Source organism: Pseudomonas sp. NFACC42-2 (genome assembly GCF_900116055.1).
Taxonomy (GTDB): domain Bacteria; phylum Pseudomonadota; class Gammaproteobacteria; order Pseudomonadales; family Pseudomonadaceae; genus Aquipseudomonas; species Aquipseudomonas marginalis.
This window is the reverse complement of the sequence record NZ_FOZO01000021.1, coordinates 28,268-46,176: the sequence shown is the minus strand read 5'-3', so window position 1 is coordinate 46,176 and position 17,909 is coordinate 28,268. Positions and strand designations below refer to the sequence as shown.

The window sequence follows — 17,909 nt, the reverse complement described above, 5'->3', positions numbered from 1 at the left end:
CTCACACTAGCGCGTTCCGTTTTGCCATCTCGATAAGTTCTACCAAGGACTTGGCTTGAAGTTTCTGCATCAGTCTCTTTTTATAAGTACTTACTGTTTTGTTGCTCAAGAACATACCTTTGGCTATTTCCTTGTTGGTGCGGCCTTGTGCAAAAAGTTGCAGTACCATCAACTCCCGATCGTTAACCGCCTTGAACAGTTCAAGTTCCTTGCAGGCCTCATCGTTGGGGTTCAGGGCTTGGCTGGGGAAGTAGTTATAACCGGACAGTACAGCGCGGATGGCGCTCATCAGCTCGCTCAGGTCACCTTCCTTGCACACGTAGCCATCGGCTCCCGAACGCATGCAACGCGTGGCAAACAGGGTGGGGGATTGAGCCGTCAGCACCAGGGTTTTCATCGACGCGTTCATGGCGTTGAATCGGCAAAGCACTTCCAGCCCGTCGAGTTTTGGAATGCTGATGTCCAGGATGATCAGGTCCGGCATGCATTCGCGGACCATTTGTATGGCGTCGCATCCGTTATCCGTTTCGCCGACTACTTTGAAGTTTTCTTCGTGTTCCAACAACATTCGTATGGCAAGTCTTATCACCGGATGGTCGTCAATAATAAAAACTGTATTCATGATCATATTCCATGCAAGTACAAATAAAGCGGGCACATTAGCTCAGAAGCCGATGGGTAAGCATGAACTTGGGGGGTGGCAGGTATAAAACAGGAAAGTTCCTACATTAAAAAAGGTAAAAGCCTACCTGTCTCTAAGGAGCTGTAACGCAAGAGGCCAAGGTTCCGCAGGGGCATGGGCCGAAGGAACATGGCATGGACTTTACGGTGGTTATGCGCGATTTTTCCGACCGGTCGATCTGTTTAAAGTCCTACATTTATAACGTGAGTAATGTATGGGTCAAATGTTCAAGCTCATCTTTATTCAACGGCTTTGGCAAGTAACCGAGCAAGGGCAGGCCACGTTTGAGGGCTTGGGTTTGCAACGCTGAAAGTTCTGCCTCGGGAAGTCCGCTGAGCAAGATGGCGGCCTTGATAAAGCATTGGCGACTGGCGATTTCAATCAATTCAAGCCCGGGCAGGTCGGGCAGGCACTGGTCACAGAGGATGATGTCGAAGGGCACTTCGGCCTGGGACATCAGACGGATCGCCTGTTCGGCGTTTTCGGCCGGGGCCAGGTGCTCGAAGCCGAAGCTTCTCAGCAGGCATTGGGTGGCGAGGAGTTGAAAGGGATGGTCCTCCACCAACAGGATCCGAAGGGGGTAACGGGGCATAGAAGGCACACGGTGAGTCAAGCGTCGATAGGGGGCACGTAGGAACTGTTCGCCAGACCTGCCCGGAGCGTGCGCGATTATTCTTCGGGTGCTTGTGCGAATTCGATCAGGCCGCTCTGTTCCCATCGTAGGCAGATTCTGTTCAGTGAACAGGCGGCGTGATCAGCCAGGTTATTGAGGGCTGGAGCGCCCGGTCATCTCCCGTGCCATCTCGGTGGCATAGCTGTCGGTCATGCCCGCGATGAAGTCGATCATGCGCAGGAACGACCTGTGCAGCGGCCACGCAGGATCCGGCGCGTTGTTGCCCAACAGGTCGAGAATGCGCCGGTTCTTGAACGACGGCGTGCGTCCGCCGTGCTGCTCCAGTGCCGCGCCGCAAAAGGCGTTCAACAGGATTTCCAGGGTGGTGTAGGCGCCGATCTCGTGGAGGGTCTTGCGCTTGTCCTGGAAGATTTTCTTGCGCGCCATGTCCTTGGCATCCAGCACGCAGCGTTTGGCGGGGCCGTGCATGTGTTCCACCAGGTCGCCGGGCAGGGTGCCGGCAAGCAAGGCCTCCTGTTGTTCGACGAAGGCGCGCGCCGCGGCGTTGGTCAAGTGCTCGATGGCCTTGCCGCGCAGGATCGCCAGCTTGCGTCGGCGCGAGTCCTGGGCGCCCAGTTGCCGGTAGGTTTGCGGCAGGTCGTCGCCCACCAGGTCGAGCAGCAGTGACTCGACTTCGGTGTACTCCAGCAGGTCCATTTCCAGGCCGTCCTCCAGGTCGATCAAGGCGTAGCAGATGTCGTCTGCCGCCTCCATCAGATAGACCAGGGGATGGCGAGCCCAGCGTTGTTCCTCGAGTTGCGGCAGGCCGAGCTTGCTGGCGATCTGTTCGAGGATCGCCAGTTCGCTCTGGTAGCAGCCGAACTTGTGTTTCTTGTAACCCAGGGAGTCTGCGTGGCGGGCGGTCCAGGGGTACTTGAGGTACGTGCCCAAGGTCGCGTAGGTCAGGCGCGTGCCGCCGTCGAACTGGTGGTATTCCAGTTGGGTCAGTACCCGGAAGCCTTGGGCATTGCCTTCGAAGTTGAGGAAGTCATTGCGCTCGGCGCTGCTCATGTCGTCCAGCCAGCCGCGCCCCGCTGCCTGCTGGAACCAGTGGCGGATGGCGTCTTCGCCGGAATGCCCGAACGGCGGGTTGCCGATGTCATGGGCCAGGCAGGCCGATTGCACCACCATGCCCAGGTCGCTCGGGTCACACCAGTCGGGCAGGGCGCTGCGCAGGGTTTCGCCCACGCGCATGCCGAGGGAGCGGCCTACGCAACTGACTTCCAGGGAGTGGGTCAGGCGTGTATGGATATGGTCGTTGCTGGACACCGGGTGCACTTGGGTCTTGCGGCCCAGGCGGCGAAACGCGCCGGAGAAGATAATGCGGTCATGGTCTTTGTGAAACGGGCTGCGGCCGAGTTCTTCCGGGCTGTGCAGGGGTTTTCCAAGGCGTTCGCGGGTAAGCAGGGTGGGCCAATCCAAGGCGGGTACTCTCCGTACGGTGAATGACCCGCCCAGCTTCCCGGTTCCGCCTTGGCGGGGCAAGCGAAAATCTACAGCCCGGCCGCGTCGATATCGATTAACAGCAAGCGCTGACCGTTATCGAAGAATTGTCCGGCGGTGAGGCAGTACTGGTTGGTGGTGGCGTCGCGGTAGGTCGAGGACAGCGTCAGGCGACGCTCCTCCCAACCTTCGGCCAGCAGGTGATAGAAGTACGGGCGCCATGACCAGTTGTGGCCCAGGTAGCGGCTGTCGGCTTGCCAGGCGTCCTGGCGCCATTCGAAGTTGGGGGTCAACTGGGTGCCATGCCGGTCGCATTGGTAAAAACGCAGCAGCCAGGGGAAGGCCGGCAGTTGGGGCAAGTGATCCAGCGGGGCTTGGGCCTGTGCCCAGGATTGCAGGATCTTCATCAGTTCGGTCAATTGCTGGCGCAGTTGCATGATGCGCCCGCGTTCGGCCAGCTTCTGCTGCACATACGCCGCGCGCAGTTGGTCAAAGCGCGGCACGAAGGCGTCGGTGGCGAACCAGTCCAATTGCGCCTGGGCAAACAGATAGCCCTGAACGTAGCGCGAACCGCATTCCAGGGCGAAGCTCAGCTGCGCCTCGGTTTCCACGCCTTCGGCAATGATCCAGCAGCCGGTCTTTTCCGCCATCTGCGCCAGCGCCCGCACGACGTCACTGCTCGGTCCGCCCCTGGCGGCTTGCTGGAACAGGCGCATGTCCAGCTTGAGGATGTCCGGCTGCAGCGCCAATACCCGGTCAAGCTGGGAATAGCCGGCGCCGAAATCATCGATGGCGATGCGCGCACCGGCCTCGCGATAACGTGCCACCACCTCGGCCAGGCGCTGGATGTCGCCGCCCAGTTCGGTGATCTCGAACACGATGCGCTGCGGGTCGACGCCATGGCTGTGGATCTGTTTGAGGCTAGGCAGCGCCTGGCCCGGGCGCAGTTGGTTGATCCAGCGCGGCGAGATATTCAGGCTGAGGAACCAGTCTTCGGGGGCTTCATGCAGGCGGCTTAACGCGTTGTCGCGAATCTGCCGGTCGAGACGGCGCAAGCTCGCGCCTGGCGTGCGTGGGTCGGCGAACAGCGGGCCAACGGACTGCAGGCGGCCATCAGCCTGGCGTAGACGCCCCAGGGCCTCGACGCCGGCAATGCGCCCGGTGGCGGTATCGATAAACGGTTGGAAGCAGGCGAGCGGTTGCCCGTCGATCACGGGGCCTCCTTAAAAACACTGGCGAAAAAAGACCCGGCCCTCGAAAACGAGGACCGGGCCATTCTGTTAGCAAGAATGCAGCCAGCAGGCTCAACCTTTGCGTGAATTGCCCTGCATGGCCAGTTTGATCAGCGGGATCAGGCCGGCACCGAGGCGCACCAGGCGCGTCACACTGCTGATACCGCCGCCCTTGGCGCCCTTGCCGGTGAAGAAACCGATCAGGGTTACAGCGGCCACGCCCCACAGCGGCGCGTGCTTGATGCCCAGCCCGCCCTGAAAGTTTTGGCCCAGGTTGCGCACCTTGTTCAGCGGCGCCATCAATTGCTGGGATTCGTGGCGTATCTCCTGGCGGTGCATTTCCATGCGCAGGCGGATCAAGGCCTTGCGCATTTCCCGGCGGGAGGTTTGCTGGATTTCATTCGAGCTCATGGCAGCAGGCGCTCCCGATCATTGGCCAGCTCTTCGAGGGTGGCGTGGAACGGCGTGGACTCATCGAACACCGCCGCTTTCAAGCGCACCCCGCAGAAGGCAGCGGCCAGGCTGTAGAACACGCAGAGGCAGATGATCCCGGTCAGGCGGTAGCCGGTGTCCCATACCAGGATCATCACCAGTGTCGACAACCCCACCAGCAACAACAGGGCAAACACCAGCGCCAGGCCGGCAAACAGCAGCAGGCTGACGGTACGGGCCTTCTGCTCCTGCAATTCGATGCCAAACAGTTCGACGTGGCTGTGCAGCAAGCCAAGAACGGCCGCGCCCAGGCGTCGTGAGGTGGTACCCGTGGACGAGCCAGTTTCGCCGATAGACATGATTAGCGCCTTGTGGCCAGCAGGCCGATCAGAAAGCCCACGCCGGCGGCAATGCCTACCGACTGCCAAGGGTTGGCCTGCACGTAGTCTTCGGTCGCGGTGACCGCCGCCTGGCCGCGTTCGCGCAGGGAGTCTTCGGTTTGCTTGAGGGTTTCGCGGGCCTGCAACAGCGTGTCATGAATCTTGGCGCGCAGCTCATCGGCCTGGTCGCCCGCAAGCACCTTGGTGTCGTCCAGCAGCCTTTCGGTGTCAGTCACCAGGGTTTGAAAATCCGCCATCAGTATTTCTTGAGCAGTCTTTGCAGTTCTTCTGGCCATGGTTATCTCCGTGATTGGCTGATCGGTACGTGTGGTTTCGAGTCACCGGTATCGGTGAAGGTTCAGTGCAATTGTCTGGTACAGCTTTTGCTTTGCCTTGGTGCGCACGCCCCGTGGCTTGCGCTGAATCCGGGCGGTCGGGGCTCAGGTCTCGAAAAACCTTAACCTAAATAACTCAAACTCGCGGAAAAACCCTGTCGGCAACGGCCGGTTGTGTTGAACGCTGCGCTAAAGCGGTTCACGCCCTCTGAAGAGGGGCGGTGCCGTTGGTGCCAATTTAGTGCGCGCAACTCCTGGCTTGAACCGCTTTGGTGCTTTTTGCCTTTACACAGGCCTGCCAACTTCAATGGAAAATCTGCAAAGTGCGGTGGACACTCTGGTCCACAGCTCCAATACCCTGTTTATCCTGATCGGTGCGGTCATGGTCCTGGCCATGCACGCCGGCTTCGCGTTTCTGGAAGTCGGGACGGTGCGCCAGAAAAACCAGGTCAACGCCCTGTCGAAGATCCTCAGCGACTTCGCCATCTCCACCCTGGCCTATTTCTTTATAGGCTATTGGATCTCCTACGGGGTGAGCTTCATGCAACCGGCGGCCGTGATCAGCGCCGACCATGGTTATGGCCTGGTGAAGTTCTTCTTCCTGCTGACGTTTGCGGCAGCGATTCCGGCGATCATCTCCGGCGGTATTGCGGAGCGTGCAAAGTTCGCTCCGCAGTTGTGCGCCACTGCGTTGATCGTGGCGTTTATCTATCCGTTTTTCGAAGGCATGGTGTGGAACGGCAATTTCGGTTTGCAGGCCTGGTTGCTCAAGACGTTCGGCGCCAGCTTCCATGATTTTGCCGGCTCTGTGGTGGTGCATGCCATGGGCGGCTGGCTGGCGCTGGCGGCGGTGCTGCTGCTGGGCCCGCGCAATGGGCGCTACCGTGAAGGGCGCCTGGTGGCGTTTGCGCCGTCGAGCATTCCGTTCCTGGCGTTGGGCTCGTGGATCCTGATTGTCGGCTGGTTCGGCTTTAACGTGATGAGCGCGCAGACCCTGGACGGCGTCAGCGGCCTGGTGGCGGTGAACTCGCTGATGGCCATGGTCGGTGGCACTGTCGCCGCCCTGGTGATCGGCCGCAACGACCCCGGCTTCCTGCATAACGGTCCGTTGGCCGGGCTGGTGGCGATCTGCGCGGGTTCCGACCTGATGCATCCGGTGGGCGCGCTGGTCACCGGCGTGGTCGCGGGCGGATTGTTTGTGTGGTGCTTTATCGCCGCCCAGGACCGCTGGAAGATCGACGATGTGCTGGGGGTGTGGCCACTGCATGGCCTGTGCGGTGTATGGGGCGGGATTGCCTGCGGCATCTTTGGCCAGGCGGCGCTGGGCGGATTGGGTGGTGTGAGCCTGATCAGCCAATTGATCGGTACGGGGCTCGGTGTGGCCGTCGCGCTCGCCGGCGGCCTGCTGGTGTACGGCGTGATCAAGCGCGTACACGGGCTGCGCCTGAGCCAGGAGGAGGAGTATTACGGCGCAGATCTGTCGATCCACAAGATCGGTGCGGTCAGTCAGGATTGATCGGCGCCTCTTCGTCGGTGCTCGGGTGCGTGTAGAAACCGTGCAGCAGACGATAGCGGTTATGCCGTACTTCATCGACCCGCGCCTGCACCTGTTGGTCCGGCAGGCCCAGCAGGATCAAGGCGTGGGATGCGAGCATCAGGCTTGACTCCAGCAGCTCGGGCACCACTTCGCTGGCGCCCGCGGCTTTCAATTCAGCCCACTGGCTGTCATCGCGGGTGCGCACCAGGATCGGCACGTCGGGGTTGATATGGCGGGCTTCCTTGAGCACCGCCAGGGCCACATCACTGTTATCCACGGCAATCACCACCAGGCGCGCCCGTTCCAGGCCTACGGCACTGAGCAAGGCGCCACGGCGACAGTCGCCGTAATGCACGCTGCTGTCTTCGGTGGCGGCTTCCTGGACCCGTTCCGGGTCGTCATCCAGGGCGATGAACGCCTGTTGCTCATTGCGTAGAAAGCGCCCGATGGATTGCCCGACCCGGCCATAGCCGCAGATAACCGCATGCCCGTGTAATTGGGCGTTGAGGGCGGCAATTTCTTCAAGTTGCACCTGTTGGTTGGGCTTGCGGTGCAGGCGCAGGGCAATCGCCGGCGCGGCGCGCAGCAGCAATGGGGTCAACAGCATCGAACAGAACGTGGCGGCGAGCAGCAGACCGTTGAATTCATCGGGGATCAGCCGGCTCTGCTGCATTTGCGCCATCAGGGCGAAACAGAACTCACCGCCTTGGGCCAGGGCCAGGCCGCTGCGCCAGGCGGTTTCACTGTCGCTGCCGCGCAGCTTGACCAGCGCGGCCACCACACTGCCTTTGATCAGCATCAGCGCGAGGGTCATGCCGAGGATCAACAGGCTGTGGCTGACGAACAATTGCAGGTCGATAAGCATGCCGATGCTGACGAAAAACAGCCCCAGCAGGATGTCGCGAAAGGGCCGGATATCCGCTTCGATCTGATGGCGGTAATGGCTTTCACCCAGCAGCATGCCGGCCAGGAAGGCGCCGAGGGCAGGGGAGAGGCCCAGCAGATGCGTGAGCCAGGCGGTCAGCAAGACGATCACCAGCGCCAGCAGCACAAACAGCTCCGCCGAATGGGAGGCGGCGACCTCATGAAACAAGCGCGGCAGTAACCAGCGGCTGGCGAGCAACAGGCCCACGAACAACACCACGGTTTTGCCCAGCGTCAGCGGCAACGCCCAGTACCAGGCCTGCTCGCTGCTGCCGGCGAACACCGGCACCAGCGTCAGCAGCAACACCGCCACCACATCCTGGAACAGCAACACGCCGATCGCGTTCTGGCCATGGCTGCTGAAGATTTCGCCGAGGCTGGTCAGTTCCTTGCTGACGATCGCCGTGGACGACAGCGCCAACCCCGCACCCAGCAACAAGGCGATGCCCGGCGCCACACCGAAGGCCATCAACAGGCCCCCCAGCAGTACGCTGCACCCCAGTACCTGCAAGCTGCCGAGGCCAAACACCACATGGCGCAGGGCGAGCATCCTGGTCAGGGAAAACTCCAGGCCCAATGAGAACAGCAGGAACACCACGCCCAGTTCGGCGAGGTCGGGCAGTTCTTCGCTGTCATTCACCCAGTCCAGGGCCGTCGGCCCTACGGCCAGGCCCACGCACAGGTAGCCCAGCACGGGTGGCAGTTGCAGCCGGCGAAACAGCGCAATCACCACCAGGGATGAGGCCAGAATGATCAGCAGGTTGGCGAACACAAGCATCTCCGTTGCAGGGTGAGCGGGCAAAAAGCCGCGAGAATCGCTGAATCAGTTATAGGCCATGGTGATCTGGGTCAGGGTTTATTGTGGTCGGCGGATTTCCGGAGAGCGAACGCTGTACCTGTGGCTAGCCCGCTCGCCACAGGTTTTTGTCAGGCTTAGAATGCTCGTCTACTTACTGATCAGGGCCATTCGCCATGCTTCCTGAATGCCAGTTGTTCGGCACCCTGGGTTGCCATCTTTGTGAAATTGCCGAAGCCGAAATCATGCCGCTCGTCGAACGCGGGTTGCTGGTCGAGTTGGTTGATATCACCGACCCTGACGACCTGACCGACGCCTACGGCCTAAGGATTCCGGTGCTTCGGCGGGTGGACACGGGGGCTGAGCTGGATTGGCCCTTCGATGCGGATCAGGTTGTCGCCTTCCTGCGCTGACGTTTATGCGATGGCGGGTTTCCGAATATTACGTTACTGTATGTTTGTACAGCGATTGAATAGAGGGAACGCCCGTGGTGAATGTTGAACAACTGAAAAGCAGCGTCAATCGCATGTCTGCCGATGTCGTGCGCGACGCGGTGAACGAGCTGCGCCTCGACGGCCTGGTCACGGAAGGCAAGACGCCGTTTAACAAAGTGCATTTCAATACCTGCTTTGCCGAGATCGAGGCGTTGTTCCAGCGCGCCGGTTATCACAAGCAGCTCGATGTGGTGGGTTATCAGGGCCTGTTGTACGCGCTGTACGATCCCGGCCGCTGGGAAGCGGTAGACGTGCTGCGCTGGCTCAAGGAGTTCACCGAGGCGGCGAGTGCTTCGCCGATCCTGCGCGCGGAATTGGCCAAGGCCTGAGATCCGCCCTAGGTTTCATCCCGCTTGATGCGGGATAATGCCCGCCTGTTTTTTCAAGGCTTCGAGCATGTCCACATCCGCTTTTTCCGCGTCCCAGCACCAGGCCAGCACCCTGTACCTGCCACCTGGCCCCTGGGCGACGGTGCTGGAGTGCCTGTGCGAGCACTTTGCGGCGATCAGTCGCGACCACTGGCTGGACCGCATCGCCCGTGGGCGGGTGCTGGATGTCACTGGCAGCCCGATCCCCCTGGACCTGGCCTACAAGGAAGGCCTGTGCATCTATTACTTCCGTGAAGTCCCCAACGAAAAAGTCATCCCGGTGCAGGAAACCATCCTCTACGCCGATGAGCACCTGGTGGTGGCGGACAAACCGCACTTCCTGCCCGTGACCCCGGCCGGCGAGTACGTCGAGCAAACCCTGCTGCGCCGCCTGATTCGCCGCCTGGACAACCCGGCGCTGGTGCCCCTGCACCGCATCGACCGACACACCGCCGGGCTGGTGTTGTTCTCGGCCAACCCGGCCAGCCGCTCGGCCTATCAACAGCTGTTTCCCACGCGCCGGATCGATAAATTCTACGAAGCCATTGCCCCGGCCTTACCGGGACTGACATTCCCGTTGGTACACAAAAGCCGCCTGGTGGATGGCGAACCGTTCTTCCGCATGCAGGAAGGCCCTGGCGCCAGCAACACCGAAACAGCCGTGGAGGTGCGGGAAAAGAACGGCGACTTATGGCGCTACGGCCTGTTTCCCGTGACCGGCAAGAAGCACCAGCTGCGCGTGCACATGACCGCGCTGGGGGCGAGCATCTGCAACGATCCGTTCTACCCGGACGTGATCAAGGATGCCGTGGACGATTACGCCAATCCCCTCAAGCTGCTGGCCCAGGGCGTGCGGTTTATCGACCCCGTCACCGGTGAGGAACGCCATTTCTGCAGCCAGATCACCCTCGACTGGTAACCCCCGGAAACGACAAGGCCCGCGCGAGGCGGGCCTTGTGTGCAAGCGCTGAGGCTTACAGGTCTTTAACGGTGCGAACCTGATCTTTGTTGATGCGGGTACGCTTGCCATCAAGCTGTTCGAATTCGTAGAAACCCGAATCTTCGTTGTATTTCGGGGTGTCGACGGCCTGGATTTCGCGACCGTCATTCAGGGTGATCACTGTCGGCGAGGCGCAACCGGCGAGGGTAGCCAGGCCCAGTGCAAGCATGAGAGCGGCGATGGTCCGTTGAGTCATGGGTGTTGTCTCCAAGAGAATACTTTTTGATTGCTGACCTTGAGACGTGTGAGACGTCGCCAAAGTTCCTTGTGCGAAGGTTCATTCTGACACGTCAGACCTTGGGCGCAACAGCTCTGGTGTATTCAGGTTGGCCAGGCGCGGGTCATCGGTTGGGCATTCCAGGCCCACGCCACCCAATTGCAGGAGGATCTTTCGCGGGCTGCGTTCACCGGCATGCCAGGCCTTTTCTACCTCGGTTCGCAGGCCGATGGGGATGATGCAGATCAAGGGTTCCCAGAACTCACCGTGGCGCACCATCACTGGCAACAAGGGATGGCGTTGTGCGGTTTCACGCAGGTCGGCGAGGAGTCGAGCGTCTATATGGGGCACATCGCACGGCAGGATCAGCAGGTGCCCATGGCGCGCGGCGGCCAGTCCCGCGCGGATACCGGCCAATGGCCCGGGAAAATCCGGGCTGTCGTCGCTTACCAACTGGTCGGCATAGGCGGCGTACTGCGCCAGGTTGCGGTTGCACGAGATGATCAGGTCATCGGTCAGTGGCCGCACCAGGCGCTGCACGTGTGCGATCAAGGGCAGGCCGTGCCAGTCCAGCAGGCCTTTATCCTGGCCGCCCATGCGCTGGCCGCGGCCGCCGGCCAACAGCAGGATCGAACAGGGCAGGGGGATTGAATCGAGTGGCATGTGGGTTCCGCGCAGGCAGCTGAACAGGGGCCTGTGATATAACATCGGGCCGTTCCTTCGACAACCGGACCGTGCCATGAAAGCCAAGGCCGATGCACCCTTCGTACCCCTGAATATCGCGGTATTGACCGTCAGCGACACCCGCACCCTGGACACCGACACCTCGGGCCAGGTCTTCGTCGACCGCCTGACCGCCGCCGGCCACCACCTGGCCGAGCGCGTGCTGCTCAAGGACGACCTCTACAAGATCCGCGCCCAGGTCGCCCACTGGATCGCTGAAGACGTGGTGCAAGTGGTGTTGATCACCGGCGGCACCGGCTTCACCGGCCGCGACAGCACCCCCGAAGCGGTCGGCTGCCTGCTCGACAAACAGGTCGACGGCTTTGGCGAACTGTTCCGCCAGATTTCCGTGGCCGACATCGGCACCTCCACCGTGCAATCCCGTGCCCTGGCCGGCCTGGCCAACGGCACCCTGGTGTGCTGCCTGCCGGGCTCCACCAATGCGGTGCGCACCGGTTGGGATGGCATCCTCGCCGAACAACTGGATAACCGTCATCGGCCGTGCAACTTCGTGCCGCACCTGAAGTTGGCCGAACCCTGTGAATCCCGTGGGTAAGCCCGGCAAGACCGGCGCCCTGATGCCGGTAGAACAAGCCTTGCAACAGCTGCTGGCGATGGCCGAAGCCGCGCCGATCCGCGATCAGCACGTGCTGCCCCTGGCCGAGTGCGACGGCCGTGTATTGGCCCAGGACCTGGTCTCCACCCTCGACCTGCCGCCCTGGCCCAACAGCGCCATGGACGGTTACGCCGTGCGCCTGGCGGATTGGACCGGTGAACCCTTGCCCGTCAGCCAGCGCATCTTTGCCGGCCAGGCGCCGCAGCCGCTGGCGGCCGGCACCTGTGCGCGCATCTTCACCGGTGCGCCGGTACCGGAAGGCGCGGACTGCGTGGAAATGCAGGAAAACGCCGTGGTCCACGCCGATGAGCGCGTGAGCTTCAGCGAACCGTTGCAGCTCAACCAGAACATCCGCCCCCAAGGCCAGGAAACCACCGTCGGTGAGTTGGTGCTCGCGGCCGGTACACGCCTGGGCCCGATTGAGCTGGGCCTGGCGGCTTCCCTTGGCCGCGATCGGCTGGACGTGATCCGCCGCCCGCGTGTCGCGGTGTTGTCCACCGGCGATGAGCTGATCGAGCCCGGTTTGCCCCTCGGTCCGGGGCAGATCTACAACAGCAATCGCCGCGTGTTGTGTTCCTGGCTTGAGCGCATGGGGTGCGAAGTCATCGACGCAGGCATCCTGCCGGATGACCTGGAGCAGACCCGTTCGCGCCTGGCAGGCTTGAGGGCGGTTGATCTGATTTTGTCCACGGGCGGTGTGTCGGTGGGCGAGGCGGATTTCCTTGGTATCGCCCTGCGCGAAGAGGGTGAGCTGGCGTTATGGAAGCTGGCGATCAAGCCGGGCAAACCCCTGACCTTTGGTCATTTCCGTGGCGTGCCGGTGATCGGCCTGCCGGGCAACCCGGCCTCGACCCTGGTGACCTTTGCGCTGTTGGCGCGCCCCTACTTGCTGCGCCGCCAGGGTGTGGCAGACGTGGAACCGCTGCGTTTCGACGTGCCGGTGGGGTTCACCTGGCCCAAGCCGGGCAACCGCCGCGAGTATCTGCGCGGGCGCATCGAACAGGGCAAGGCGATCATCTACCGCAACCAGAGCTCCGGCGTGCTGCGCAGCGCGGCGTGGGCGGAGGGGTTTGTGGAGGTGTTGGAAGGAACGACGCTGGAGGTGGGTGATCGGGTCAATTTCATTCCGCTAAGCGAATTGCTCAACTGACCGCGAATCCAAATGTGGGAGGGGCGGTGCGACGATTCAGTAATCGTCGCCACGCTCGGTCACATCCCGCTCCACCGGCCGCGCATCCGGGTCATAGCCCACCGGGAACTTGCCCTTCAACGTCCAGGCAAACGCAATGATCTCGGCGATGGTGCGGTACAACTCCTCCGGGATACTGTCGCCCAGTTCCATGCGTGCCAGCAGTTTCACCAGCTCGGCATTTTCATAGATCGGCACTTCATTTTCCCGCGCCAACTTGAGGATGGCTTCGGCCAGGGCATCGTCGCCCTTGGCGGTCAGGGTCGGCGCTTGCTGGCCGTCGTACTTGAGGGCAATCGCCTGGCGTGGCGGGTTGGCGTTGTTCATGCGGTTTCATCCACCCAGCGTTGTTCCAGTCCGGTTTTCGGCCCGCGTGGCGGGGTGCCCAGGTGGCAGTCCAGGTCGCCGACATTCAGCCCCGACGACACCAGGCGCTCGCGCAGGCTGCCCAAATGGCTTTCGATCAGGCTGGCGGTGAAAGCGCGGGTTGCCCACAGTTGGCTGGACAGCTTGCCCTGGGTCAGTTGCGCCTGGACCTGCAACGGCCCCAAGGGCTCCATGTCGAAGGCCAGTTCGACGCGCCAGAGCATCTGTTTGGGCTCCTTGGAATCCTTGCGTTCGGGCTGGTCCTTGTCCGGCGCCGGCTCTTCGCGCTGGAACTTGACCTGCAACGGCACGATGTCCTGCAGGGTGCGCATGGGGATTTCCAGCTGCCAGGTGGTTTGCAGGCGGCCATCGGCGGTGGTGCCGGTTTGCTCCAGGCTCGACAGCTGGTGGCTCTGCAGGCGGGAAATGGCCCCGGCGGCCAGGCGCAGCAGGTTTTCCAGGTCGCCTTCGCCCTCCAGTTTCGCCATCAGCCGCTCCGGCAGTGGGAAGCTGACCGGCGCCTGCCGCGCGCCGACCTGGCCGAGGGTACCCAATGGGCTGCGCACAAAGTTGGGCAGCACCTGGGCCAGGGTGTTGGCGGCAAGAATGGCATTCAGGTTGGTGCTGGCGGGCAGGGCGGGCAGCAGGTCGGCGACCAGGCGCAGCAGCGCGCCCTTCATATCCAGCGGTGGCACCTGCGGGTTTTGCCCGGCGAGTAACTTGGCTTCAAGAAAGGCGCCGCTGTTCTGGATCACCTGGGCCAGCACCTTGGGGTTGCTCACCTGTGCCAGGTCGGGCAAGGCCGCCAGCAAACGGTCGGCGGCAGCGCGCAGGTCGGCGGCGGTGCTGTCGCCGCGGGGCAGATTTTGCAACGCCGTGAACACCGCATCCAGGGAGCCCTGGCGACTTTGCTGGGTCGACAATTGCTGGGTGACGGCCAGTTGATCCTTGAGCCCGCTCAACGGCACAAAATTCAGGGTTTGCGCGTTCTGCACCACGGCGCTGAGCAAGCTGCCCACGCGTAAGGGTTGCGGGCTTTCCAGGGTCAGGGTCGCGCCGGCCAGGGCGCTATTGAGTACGGTCACCAACGAACGGTAGATCGCCGGCTGCGCGGTGCCTTGGGGCAGGGCCTGGGTGGTCAGCACCTTGGCCTGCAGCAGGGTGCCTTCCGGCATCTTGGCCGTATCGATACGGGTGAGGGCGGCAACGTTGGCGCTCAGGGCTTGTTGCAGGCTGATGGCCAGGTTGCCTGCGGGCGTCTGGCTCACGGCCACATTGCTGCCCAACGGCAAGGGTTGTGGGCTGCTGGCTTGCACCAGGGTCTGGCGGCCGCCTTCAAGGGTCAGCTTGAGCAACAGCTGAAACGCCTCACCGCCTTGTTTAAGGGCGAGCACCTCGGCATTCACGGTTTTTCCCGGGTCGATCAGCCCGATCTGCGGCTCCAGCAGTTTCAGCAGAGCCCCGGGCGCAGGCGCAGGGCTTTGCCCGGCTGCCGGGGTGGGAGGAAGCGTAGGAAGGTTGATCTCGCCGGTCATCGTGCGCATCGTCTCTGGGAAATAGCCCTCTTTAGCGTAGGGCATCGCATGTATAATGCCGCCCGTCTGCAAAGAGAGCGGTAAAAACCTCACAACTATTTGATCCAGCTCTCTAAAATCGGTCGCCAAAGCCGTTATTGTGCTTCTTTCTATAACGGCCGCTGCACCGCCGACTTGAACCGTAAAGGCCCGCGATCTCTTGACCAGCCCTCTTCTTGAAGCCGTAGCGCTCTCCTGTGAGCGCGACCTGCGCCTGCTGTTCGAGCACCTCGACCTGCGTGTGGCGGGCGGCGACATGGTGCAGATCAGCGGCCCCAACGGCAGCGGCAAGACCAGTTTGCTGCGCCTGCTGGCCGGCCTGATGCAGCCCACGGCCGGTGAAGTTCGACTCAACGGCAGGCCCCTCGACGAACAACGCACCGAACTGGCACGCAACCTGATCTGGATCGGCCACGCCGCCGGGATCAAGGATGTGCTCACCGCCGAAGAAAACCTCAGCTGGCTCAGCGCCCTGCATCATCCCGCGACCCGCGACGCCATCTGGCAGGCCCTGGCCGCCGTCGGCCTCAAGGGTTTCGAAGACGTTCCCTGCCACACCCTGTCCGCCGGCCAGCAGCGCCGCGTGGCCCTGGCGCGCCTGTACCTGCCTGGCCCGCCGCTGTGGATTCTCGACGAACCCTTCACCGCCCTCGACAAACAAGGCGTCACCCAATTGGAACAGCACCTGGCGCAGCACTGCGAGCAGGGCGGCCAGGTGGTGCTCACCACCCACCACACCCTGGCGCGCATGCCCGGCGGTTACCGCGACCTCGACCTGGGGCGGTGGTTGGTATGAGTGTGTTTGCCCTGTTGGTCGCCCGCGAAGCGCGGTTGCTGTGCCGTCGCCCGGCCGAACTGGCCAACCCGCTGGTGTTCTTCGCCATCGTGATCGCATTGTTCCCGTTGGCGGTCGGCCCGGAGACTAAACTGTTGCAAACCTTGTCTCCGGGACTGGTGTGGGTCGCGGCCCTTTTGTCCGTCCTGCTCTCGCTGGACGGGCTGTTTCGCAGTGATTTCGAAGACGGTTCCCTCGAACAGTGGGTCCTTTCGTCGCACCCCCTGCCACTTCTGGTCCTGGCCAAGGTGCTGGCACACTGGGCTTTTTCCGGCCTGGCGCTAGTCTTGCTCTCGCCACTGCTGGCGATGATGCTCGGATTGCCCGGTGAATGCCTGCCGATCCTGTTGCTGAGCCTGCTGCTCGGCACCCCGGTACTCAGCCTGTTGGGGGCGGTGGGTGCCGCGTTGACCGTCGGCTTGAAACGGGGTGGCCTGTTGCTGGCCCTGTTGATTCTGCCTTTGTATATCCCGGTACTGATCCTGGGCAGCGGCGCGTTGCAAGCCGCGCTCATGGGCATGCCGGCGACCGGTTACCTCCTGTGGCTTGGCAGCCTGACCGCCCTGGCGGTAACCCTGACACCCTTTGCTATAGCCGCCGGCCTGAAGATCAGCGTCGGTGAATAATGAGGTCTGACTGGGCGGTATACGCATAGTCAGTAAAGACCCTACGCTTCTTGCCAAGACAAGAAGCAACCGTGATGGAAACAGCAATGAACTGGACCTGGTTTCACAAGCTCGGCTCGCCCAAATGGTTCTACGGCATCAGTGGCAGACTGCTGCCCTGGTTCAGCATCGCCGCGGTGTTGCTGATCGGCATCGGCCTGGTCTGGGGCCTGGCCTTTGCACCGCCGGACTACCAGCAAGGCAACAGCTTTCGCATCATCTACATTCACGTGCCCGCCGCGATGCTGGCCCAGTCCTGCTACGTGATGCTGGCGGTGTGCGGCGTCGTCGGCCTGGTGTGGAAGATGAAACTCGCGGACGTCGCCCTGCAATGCGCCGCGCCCATCGGGGCGTGGATGACCGCCGTGGCGCTGGTCACCGGTGCGATCTGGGGCAAACCCACCTGGGGCTCGTGGTGGGTGTGGGATGCGCGACTAACGTCGATGCTGATCCTGCTGTTCCTGTACTTCGGTCTTATTGCCCTGGGCAACGCGATCAGCAATCGTGACAGCGCCGCCAAGGCCTGCGCGGTGCTGGCGATTGTCGGCGTGATCAACATCCCGATCATCAAGTACTCGGTGGAGTGGTGGAACACCCTGCACCAGGGCGCCACCTTCACCCTCACCGAAAAACCGGCGATGCCCGTGGAAATGTGGGCGCCGTTGCTGTTGATGGTGCTGGGGTTCTACTGCTTCTTCGGCGCCGTGCTGCTGATGCGCATGCGCCTCGAAGTGCTCAAGCGTGAAGCCCGCGCCAGCTGGGTCAAGGCCGAAGTGCAAAGCTGCCTGGGAGCGCGCGGATGAGTTTTGCTTCTTTCAGTGATTTTCTCGCCATGGGCCACCACGGCCTGTATGTCTGGACGGCCTATGGCATCTGCCTGGCCGTGCTGGCCCTCAACGTCGCCGCGCCGATCCTGGCCCGCAAGCGTTACCTGCAACAAGAGGCGCGTCGTCTGCGCCGGGAGACCGAAAAGTGAATCCGCTGCGTAGAAAGCGTCTGTTGATCATCCTTGCCATCCTGGCCGGCGTCAGTATTGCCGTGGGCCTGGCGATGAGCGCCCTGCGGGAGAACATCAACCTGTTCTACACCCCGACCCAGATCGCCAACGGCGAAGCGCCGCTGGACACGCGCATCCGCGCCGGCGGCATGGTGGAGAAGGGCTCGCTGAAGCGTTCCGGCGATTCCCTCGACGTCACCTTCGTGGTCACCGATTTCAACAAGGCCGTGACCATCACTTATCGCGGCATCCTCCCGGACCTGTTCCGCGAAGGCCAGGGCATCGTCGCCCTGGGCAAGCTCAACGCCGACGGCGTGGTGGTGGCCGATGAAGTGCTGGCCAAGCACGATGAGAAATACATGCCGCCTGAGGTGACCAAAGCCCTCAAGGACAGCGGCCAGTCCGCACCCACCCCTGCCAAGGAGGGCTAA

The 17,909-nt window shown here is 62.3% G+C and carries 23 protein-coding genes; 11 read left to right on the top strand and 12 right to left on the bottom strand.

Going from position 1 to position 17,909, the window contains the following annotated elements:
• Position 1: 1 nt before the first annotated feature.
• The 7 genes from BM416_RS25550 to BM416_RS25520 form a co-directional block, all read right to left on the bottom strand.
• Positions 2-622 (bottom strand): response regulator transcription factor, encoded by a 621-nt coding sequence (locus BM416_RS25550; protein WP_027607009.1) that lies wholly within the window; start codon positions 620-622, stop codon positions 2-4.
• Between the two features lie 256 nt (positions 623-878).
• On the bottom strand, positions 879-1,274 hold the full coding sequence (locus BM416_RS25545; RefSeq protein WP_092489875.1) for a response regulator: 396 nt from the start codon (positions 1,272-1,274) through the stop codon (positions 879-881).
• A gap of 171 nt (positions 1,275-1,445) precedes the next feature.
• Positions 1,446-2,777 (bottom strand): deoxyguanosinetriphosphate triphosphohydrolase, encoded by a 1,332-nt coding sequence (locus BM416_RS25540; protein WP_092489874.1) that lies wholly within the window; start codon positions 2,775-2,777, stop codon positions 1,446-1,448.
• A gap of 71 nt (positions 2,778-2,848) precedes the next feature.
• Positions 2,849-4,012, bottom strand: a complete 1,164-nt coding sequence (locus tag BM416_RS25535; RefSeq protein ID WP_027607012.1) for an EAL domain-containing protein — start codon at positions 4,010-4,012, stop codon at positions 2,849-2,851.
• Positions 4,013-4,102: 90 nt separating this feature from the next.
• A complete protein-coding gene (locus BM416_RS25530) occupies positions 4,103-4,441 on the bottom strand; it encodes a hypothetical protein (RefSeq protein ID WP_027607013.1) in 339 nt (112 codons plus the stop codon).
• Entirely contained in the window at positions 4,438-4,821 is a 384-nt protein-coding gene (locus tag BM416_RS25525) for a phage holin family protein (RefSeq protein WP_012723020.1), read from the bottom strand. Before BM416_RS25525 ends, BM416_RS25530 begins: the two co-directional genes overlap by 4 nt.
• Positions 4,822-4,823: 2 nt before the next feature.
• Positions 4,824-5,138 (bottom strand): ElaB/YgaM/YqjD family protein, encoded by a 315-nt coding sequence (locus BM416_RS25520; RefSeq protein ID WP_012723021.1) that lies wholly within the window; start codon positions 5,136-5,138, stop codon positions 4,824-4,826.
• 346 nt (positions 5,139-5,484) lie between these two features.
• Here BM416_RS25520 and BM416_RS25515 point away from each other — a divergent pair, with 346 nt between their 5' ends.
• Positions 5,485-6,693, top strand: a complete 1,209-nt coding sequence (locus BM416_RS25515) for an ammonium transporter (RefSeq protein ID WP_092489873.1) — start codon at positions 5,485-5,487, stop codon at positions 6,691-6,693.
• Here the strand turns inward: BM416_RS25515 and BM416_RS25510 are convergent.
• Positions 6,680-8,416 carry a cation:proton antiporter gene (locus BM416_RS25510; protein ID WP_256577589.1) on the bottom strand — a complete coding sequence of 579 codons (1,737 nt, stop codon included), beginning with the start codon at positions 8,414-8,416 and terminating at the stop codon, positions 6,680-6,682. The two genes, BM416_RS25515 and BM416_RS25510, sit on opposite strands and share 14 nt — an antisense overlap.
• Positions 8,417-8,610: 194 nt before the next feature.
• Here BM416_RS25510 and BM416_RS25505 point away from each other — a divergent pair, with 194 nt between their 5' ends.
• The 3 genes from BM416_RS25505 to BM416_RS25495 all read left to right on the top strand — a co-directional run bounded on the left by BM416_RS25505 (position 8,611) and on the right by BM416_RS25495 (position 10,215).
• Positions 8,611-8,847, top strand: a complete 237-nt coding sequence (locus BM416_RS25505; RefSeq protein WP_027607016.1) for a glutaredoxin family protein — start codon at positions 8,611-8,613, stop codon at positions 8,845-8,847.
• Between the two features lie 74 nt (positions 8,848-8,921).
• Positions 8,922-9,257, top strand: coding sequence for a hypothetical protein (locus tag BM416_RS25500; protein WP_010565034.1), 336 nt, complete (start codon positions 8,922-8,924; stop codon positions 9,255-9,257).
• A gap of 67 nt (positions 9,258-9,324) precedes the next feature.
• Entirely contained in the window at positions 9,325-10,215 is an 891-nt protein-coding gene (locus BM416_RS25495; protein WP_092489900.1) for a pseudouridine synthase, read from the top strand.
• Between the two features lie 55 nt (positions 10,216-10,270).
• On the opposite strand, the gene BM416_RS25490 is transcribed toward BM416_RS25495, so the two are convergent.
• Positions 10,271-10,492: a YgdI/YgdR family lipoprotein gene (locus tag BM416_RS25490; RefSeq protein ID WP_010211805.1), complete on the bottom strand. Its 222-nt coding sequence runs from the start codon at positions 10,490-10,492 to the stop codon at positions 10,271-10,273.
• 81 nt (positions 10,493-10,573) lie between these two features.
• Positions 10,574-11,176 (bottom strand): molybdenum cofactor guanylyltransferase MobA, encoded by a 603-nt coding sequence (mobA, locus tag BM416_RS25485; protein ID WP_092489899.1) that lies wholly within the window; start codon positions 11,174-11,176, stop codon positions 10,574-10,576.
• 76 nt (positions 11,177-11,252) lie between these two features.
• On the opposite strand from mobA, the gene moaB reads away from it, so the two are divergent.
• Together moaB and glp are read left to right on the top strand one after the other, a co-directional pair.
• Entirely contained in the window at positions 11,253-11,792 is a 540-nt protein-coding gene (gene moaB / locus BM416_RS25480) for a molybdenum cofactor biosynthesis protein B (protein WP_027607019.1), read from the top strand.
• Entirely contained in the window at positions 11,776-13,002 is a 1,227-nt protein-coding gene (gene glp / locus BM416_RS25475; protein WP_092489872.1) for a molybdopterin molybdotransferase MoeA, read from the top strand. Before moaB ends, glp begins: the two co-directional genes overlap by 17 nt.
• 36 nt (positions 13,003-13,038) lie before the next feature.
• Here glp and BM416_RS25470 read toward each other — a convergent pair whose 3' ends face one another.
• Positions 13,039-13,368, bottom strand: coding sequence for an EscU/YscU/HrcU family type III secretion system export apparatus switch protein (locus BM416_RS25470; RefSeq protein WP_027607021.1), 330 nt, complete (start codon positions 13,366-13,368; stop codon positions 13,039-13,041).
• A complete protein-coding gene (locus BM416_RS25465) occupies positions 13,365-14,942 on the bottom strand; it encodes a flagellar hook-length control protein FliK (protein ID WP_092489898.1) in 1,578 nt (525 codons plus the stop codon). The genes BM416_RS25470 and BM416_RS25465 overlap by 4 nt, the downstream gene beginning before the upstream one ends.
• 199 nt (positions 14,943-15,141) lie before the next feature.
• Between BM416_RS25465 and ccmA the strand changes: the two genes are divergently transcribed.
• The 5 genes from ccmA to ccmE all read left to right on the top strand — a co-directional run bounded on the left by ccmA (position 15,142) and on the right by ccmE (position 17,909).
• Positions 15,142-15,777: a cytochrome c biogenesis heme-transporting ATPase CcmA gene (ccmA, locus tag BM416_RS25460; RefSeq protein ID WP_092489871.1), complete on the top strand. Its 636-nt coding sequence runs from the start codon at positions 15,142-15,144 to the stop codon at positions 15,775-15,777.
• Positions 15,774-16,442 (top strand): heme exporter protein CcmB, encoded by a 669-nt coding sequence (gene ccmB / locus BM416_RS25455; RefSeq protein ID WP_065924458.1) that lies wholly within the window; start codon positions 15,774-15,776, stop codon positions 16,440-16,442. The genes ccmA and ccmB overlap by 4 nt, the downstream gene beginning before the upstream one ends.
• Positions 16,443-16,528: 86 nt before the next feature.
• Positions 16,529-17,284 (top strand): heme ABC transporter permease, encoded by a 756-nt coding sequence (locus BM416_RS25450; RefSeq protein ID WP_065924459.1) that lies wholly within the window; start codon positions 16,529-16,531, stop codon positions 17,282-17,284.
• Positions 17,281-17,457, top strand: a complete 177-nt coding sequence (gene ccmD, locus BM416_RS25445; RefSeq protein ID WP_003172771.1) for a heme exporter protein CcmD — start codon at positions 17,281-17,283, stop codon at positions 17,455-17,457. The genes BM416_RS25450 and ccmD overlap by 4 nt, the downstream gene beginning before the upstream one ends.
• Positions 17,454-17,909, top strand: a complete 456-nt coding sequence (gene ccmE / locus BM416_RS25440) for a cytochrome c maturation protein CcmE (RefSeq protein ID WP_027607026.1) — start codon at positions 17,454-17,456, stop codon at positions 17,907-17,909. The genes ccmD and ccmE overlap by 4 nt, the downstream gene beginning before the upstream one ends.

Excerpts from the sequence above, each read along its gene's own strand:
- BM416_RS25550 (WP_027607009.1), bottom strand. The coding sequence starts at position 622 with ATGAATACAGTTTTTATTATTGACGACCATCCGGTGATAAGACTTGCC.
- BM416_RS25545 (WP_092489875.1), bottom strand. The coding sequence starts at position 1,274 with ATGCCCCGTTACCCCCTTCGGATCCTGTTGGTGGAGGACCATCCCTTT.
- BM416_RS25530 (WP_027607013.1), bottom strand. The coding sequence starts at position 4,441 with ATGAGCTCGAATGAAATCCAGCAAACCTCCCGCCGGGAAATGCGCAAG.
- BM416_RS25525 (WP_012723020.1), bottom strand. The coding sequence starts at position 4,821 with ATGTCTATCGGCGAAACTGGCTCGTCCACGGGTACCACCTCACGACGC.
- BM416_RS25520 (WP_012723021.1), bottom strand. The coding sequence starts at position 5,138 with ATGGCCAGAAGAACTGCAAAGACTGCTCAAGAAATACTGATGGCGGAT.
- BM416_RS25515 (WP_092489873.1), top strand. The coding sequence starts at position 5,485 with ATGGAAAATCTGCAAAGTGCGGTGGACACTCTGGTCCACAGCTCCAAT.
- BM416_RS25510 (WP_256577589.1), bottom strand. The coding sequence starts at position 8,416 with ATGCTTGTGTTCGCCAACCTGCTGATCATTCTGGCCTCATCCCTGGTG.
- BM416_RS25505 (WP_027607016.1), top strand. The coding sequence starts at position 8,611 with ATGCTTCCTGAATGCCAGTTGTTCGGCACCCTGGGTTGCCATCTTTGT.
- BM416_RS25495 (WP_092489900.1), top strand. The coding sequence starts at position 9,325 with ATGTCCACATCCGCTTTTTCCGCGTCCCAGCACCAGGCCAGCACCCTG.
- BM416_RS25490 (WP_010211805.1), bottom strand. The coding sequence starts at position 10,492 with ATGACTCAACGGACCATCGCCGCTCTCATGCTTGCACTGGGCCTGGCT.
- mobA (WP_092489899.1), bottom strand. The coding sequence starts at position 11,176 with ATGCCACTCGATTCAATCCCCCTGCCCTGTTCGATCCTGCTGTTGGCC.
- moaB (WP_027607019.1), top strand. The coding sequence starts at position 11,253 with ATGAAAGCCAAGGCCGATGCACCCTTCGTACCCCTGAATATCGCGGTA.
- BM416_RS25470 (WP_027607021.1), bottom strand. The coding sequence starts at position 13,368 with ATGAACAACGCCAACCCGCCACGCCAGGCGATTGCCCTCAAGTACGAC.
- BM416_RS25465 (WP_092489898.1), bottom strand. The coding sequence starts at position 14,942 with ATGACCGGCGAGATCAACCTTCCTACGCTTCCTCCCACCCCGGCAGCC.
- ccmB (WP_065924458.1), top strand. The coding sequence starts at position 15,774 with ATGAGTGTGTTTGCCCTGTTGGTCGCCCGCGAAGCGCGGTTGCTGTGC.
- BM416_RS25450 (WP_065924459.1), top strand. The coding sequence starts at position 16,529 with ATGAACTGGACCTGGTTTCACAAGCTCGGCTCGCCCAAATGGTTCTAC.
- ccmD (WP_003172771.1), top strand. The coding sequence starts at position 17,281 with ATGAGTTTTGCTTCTTTCAGTGATTTTCTCGCCATGGGCCACCACGGC.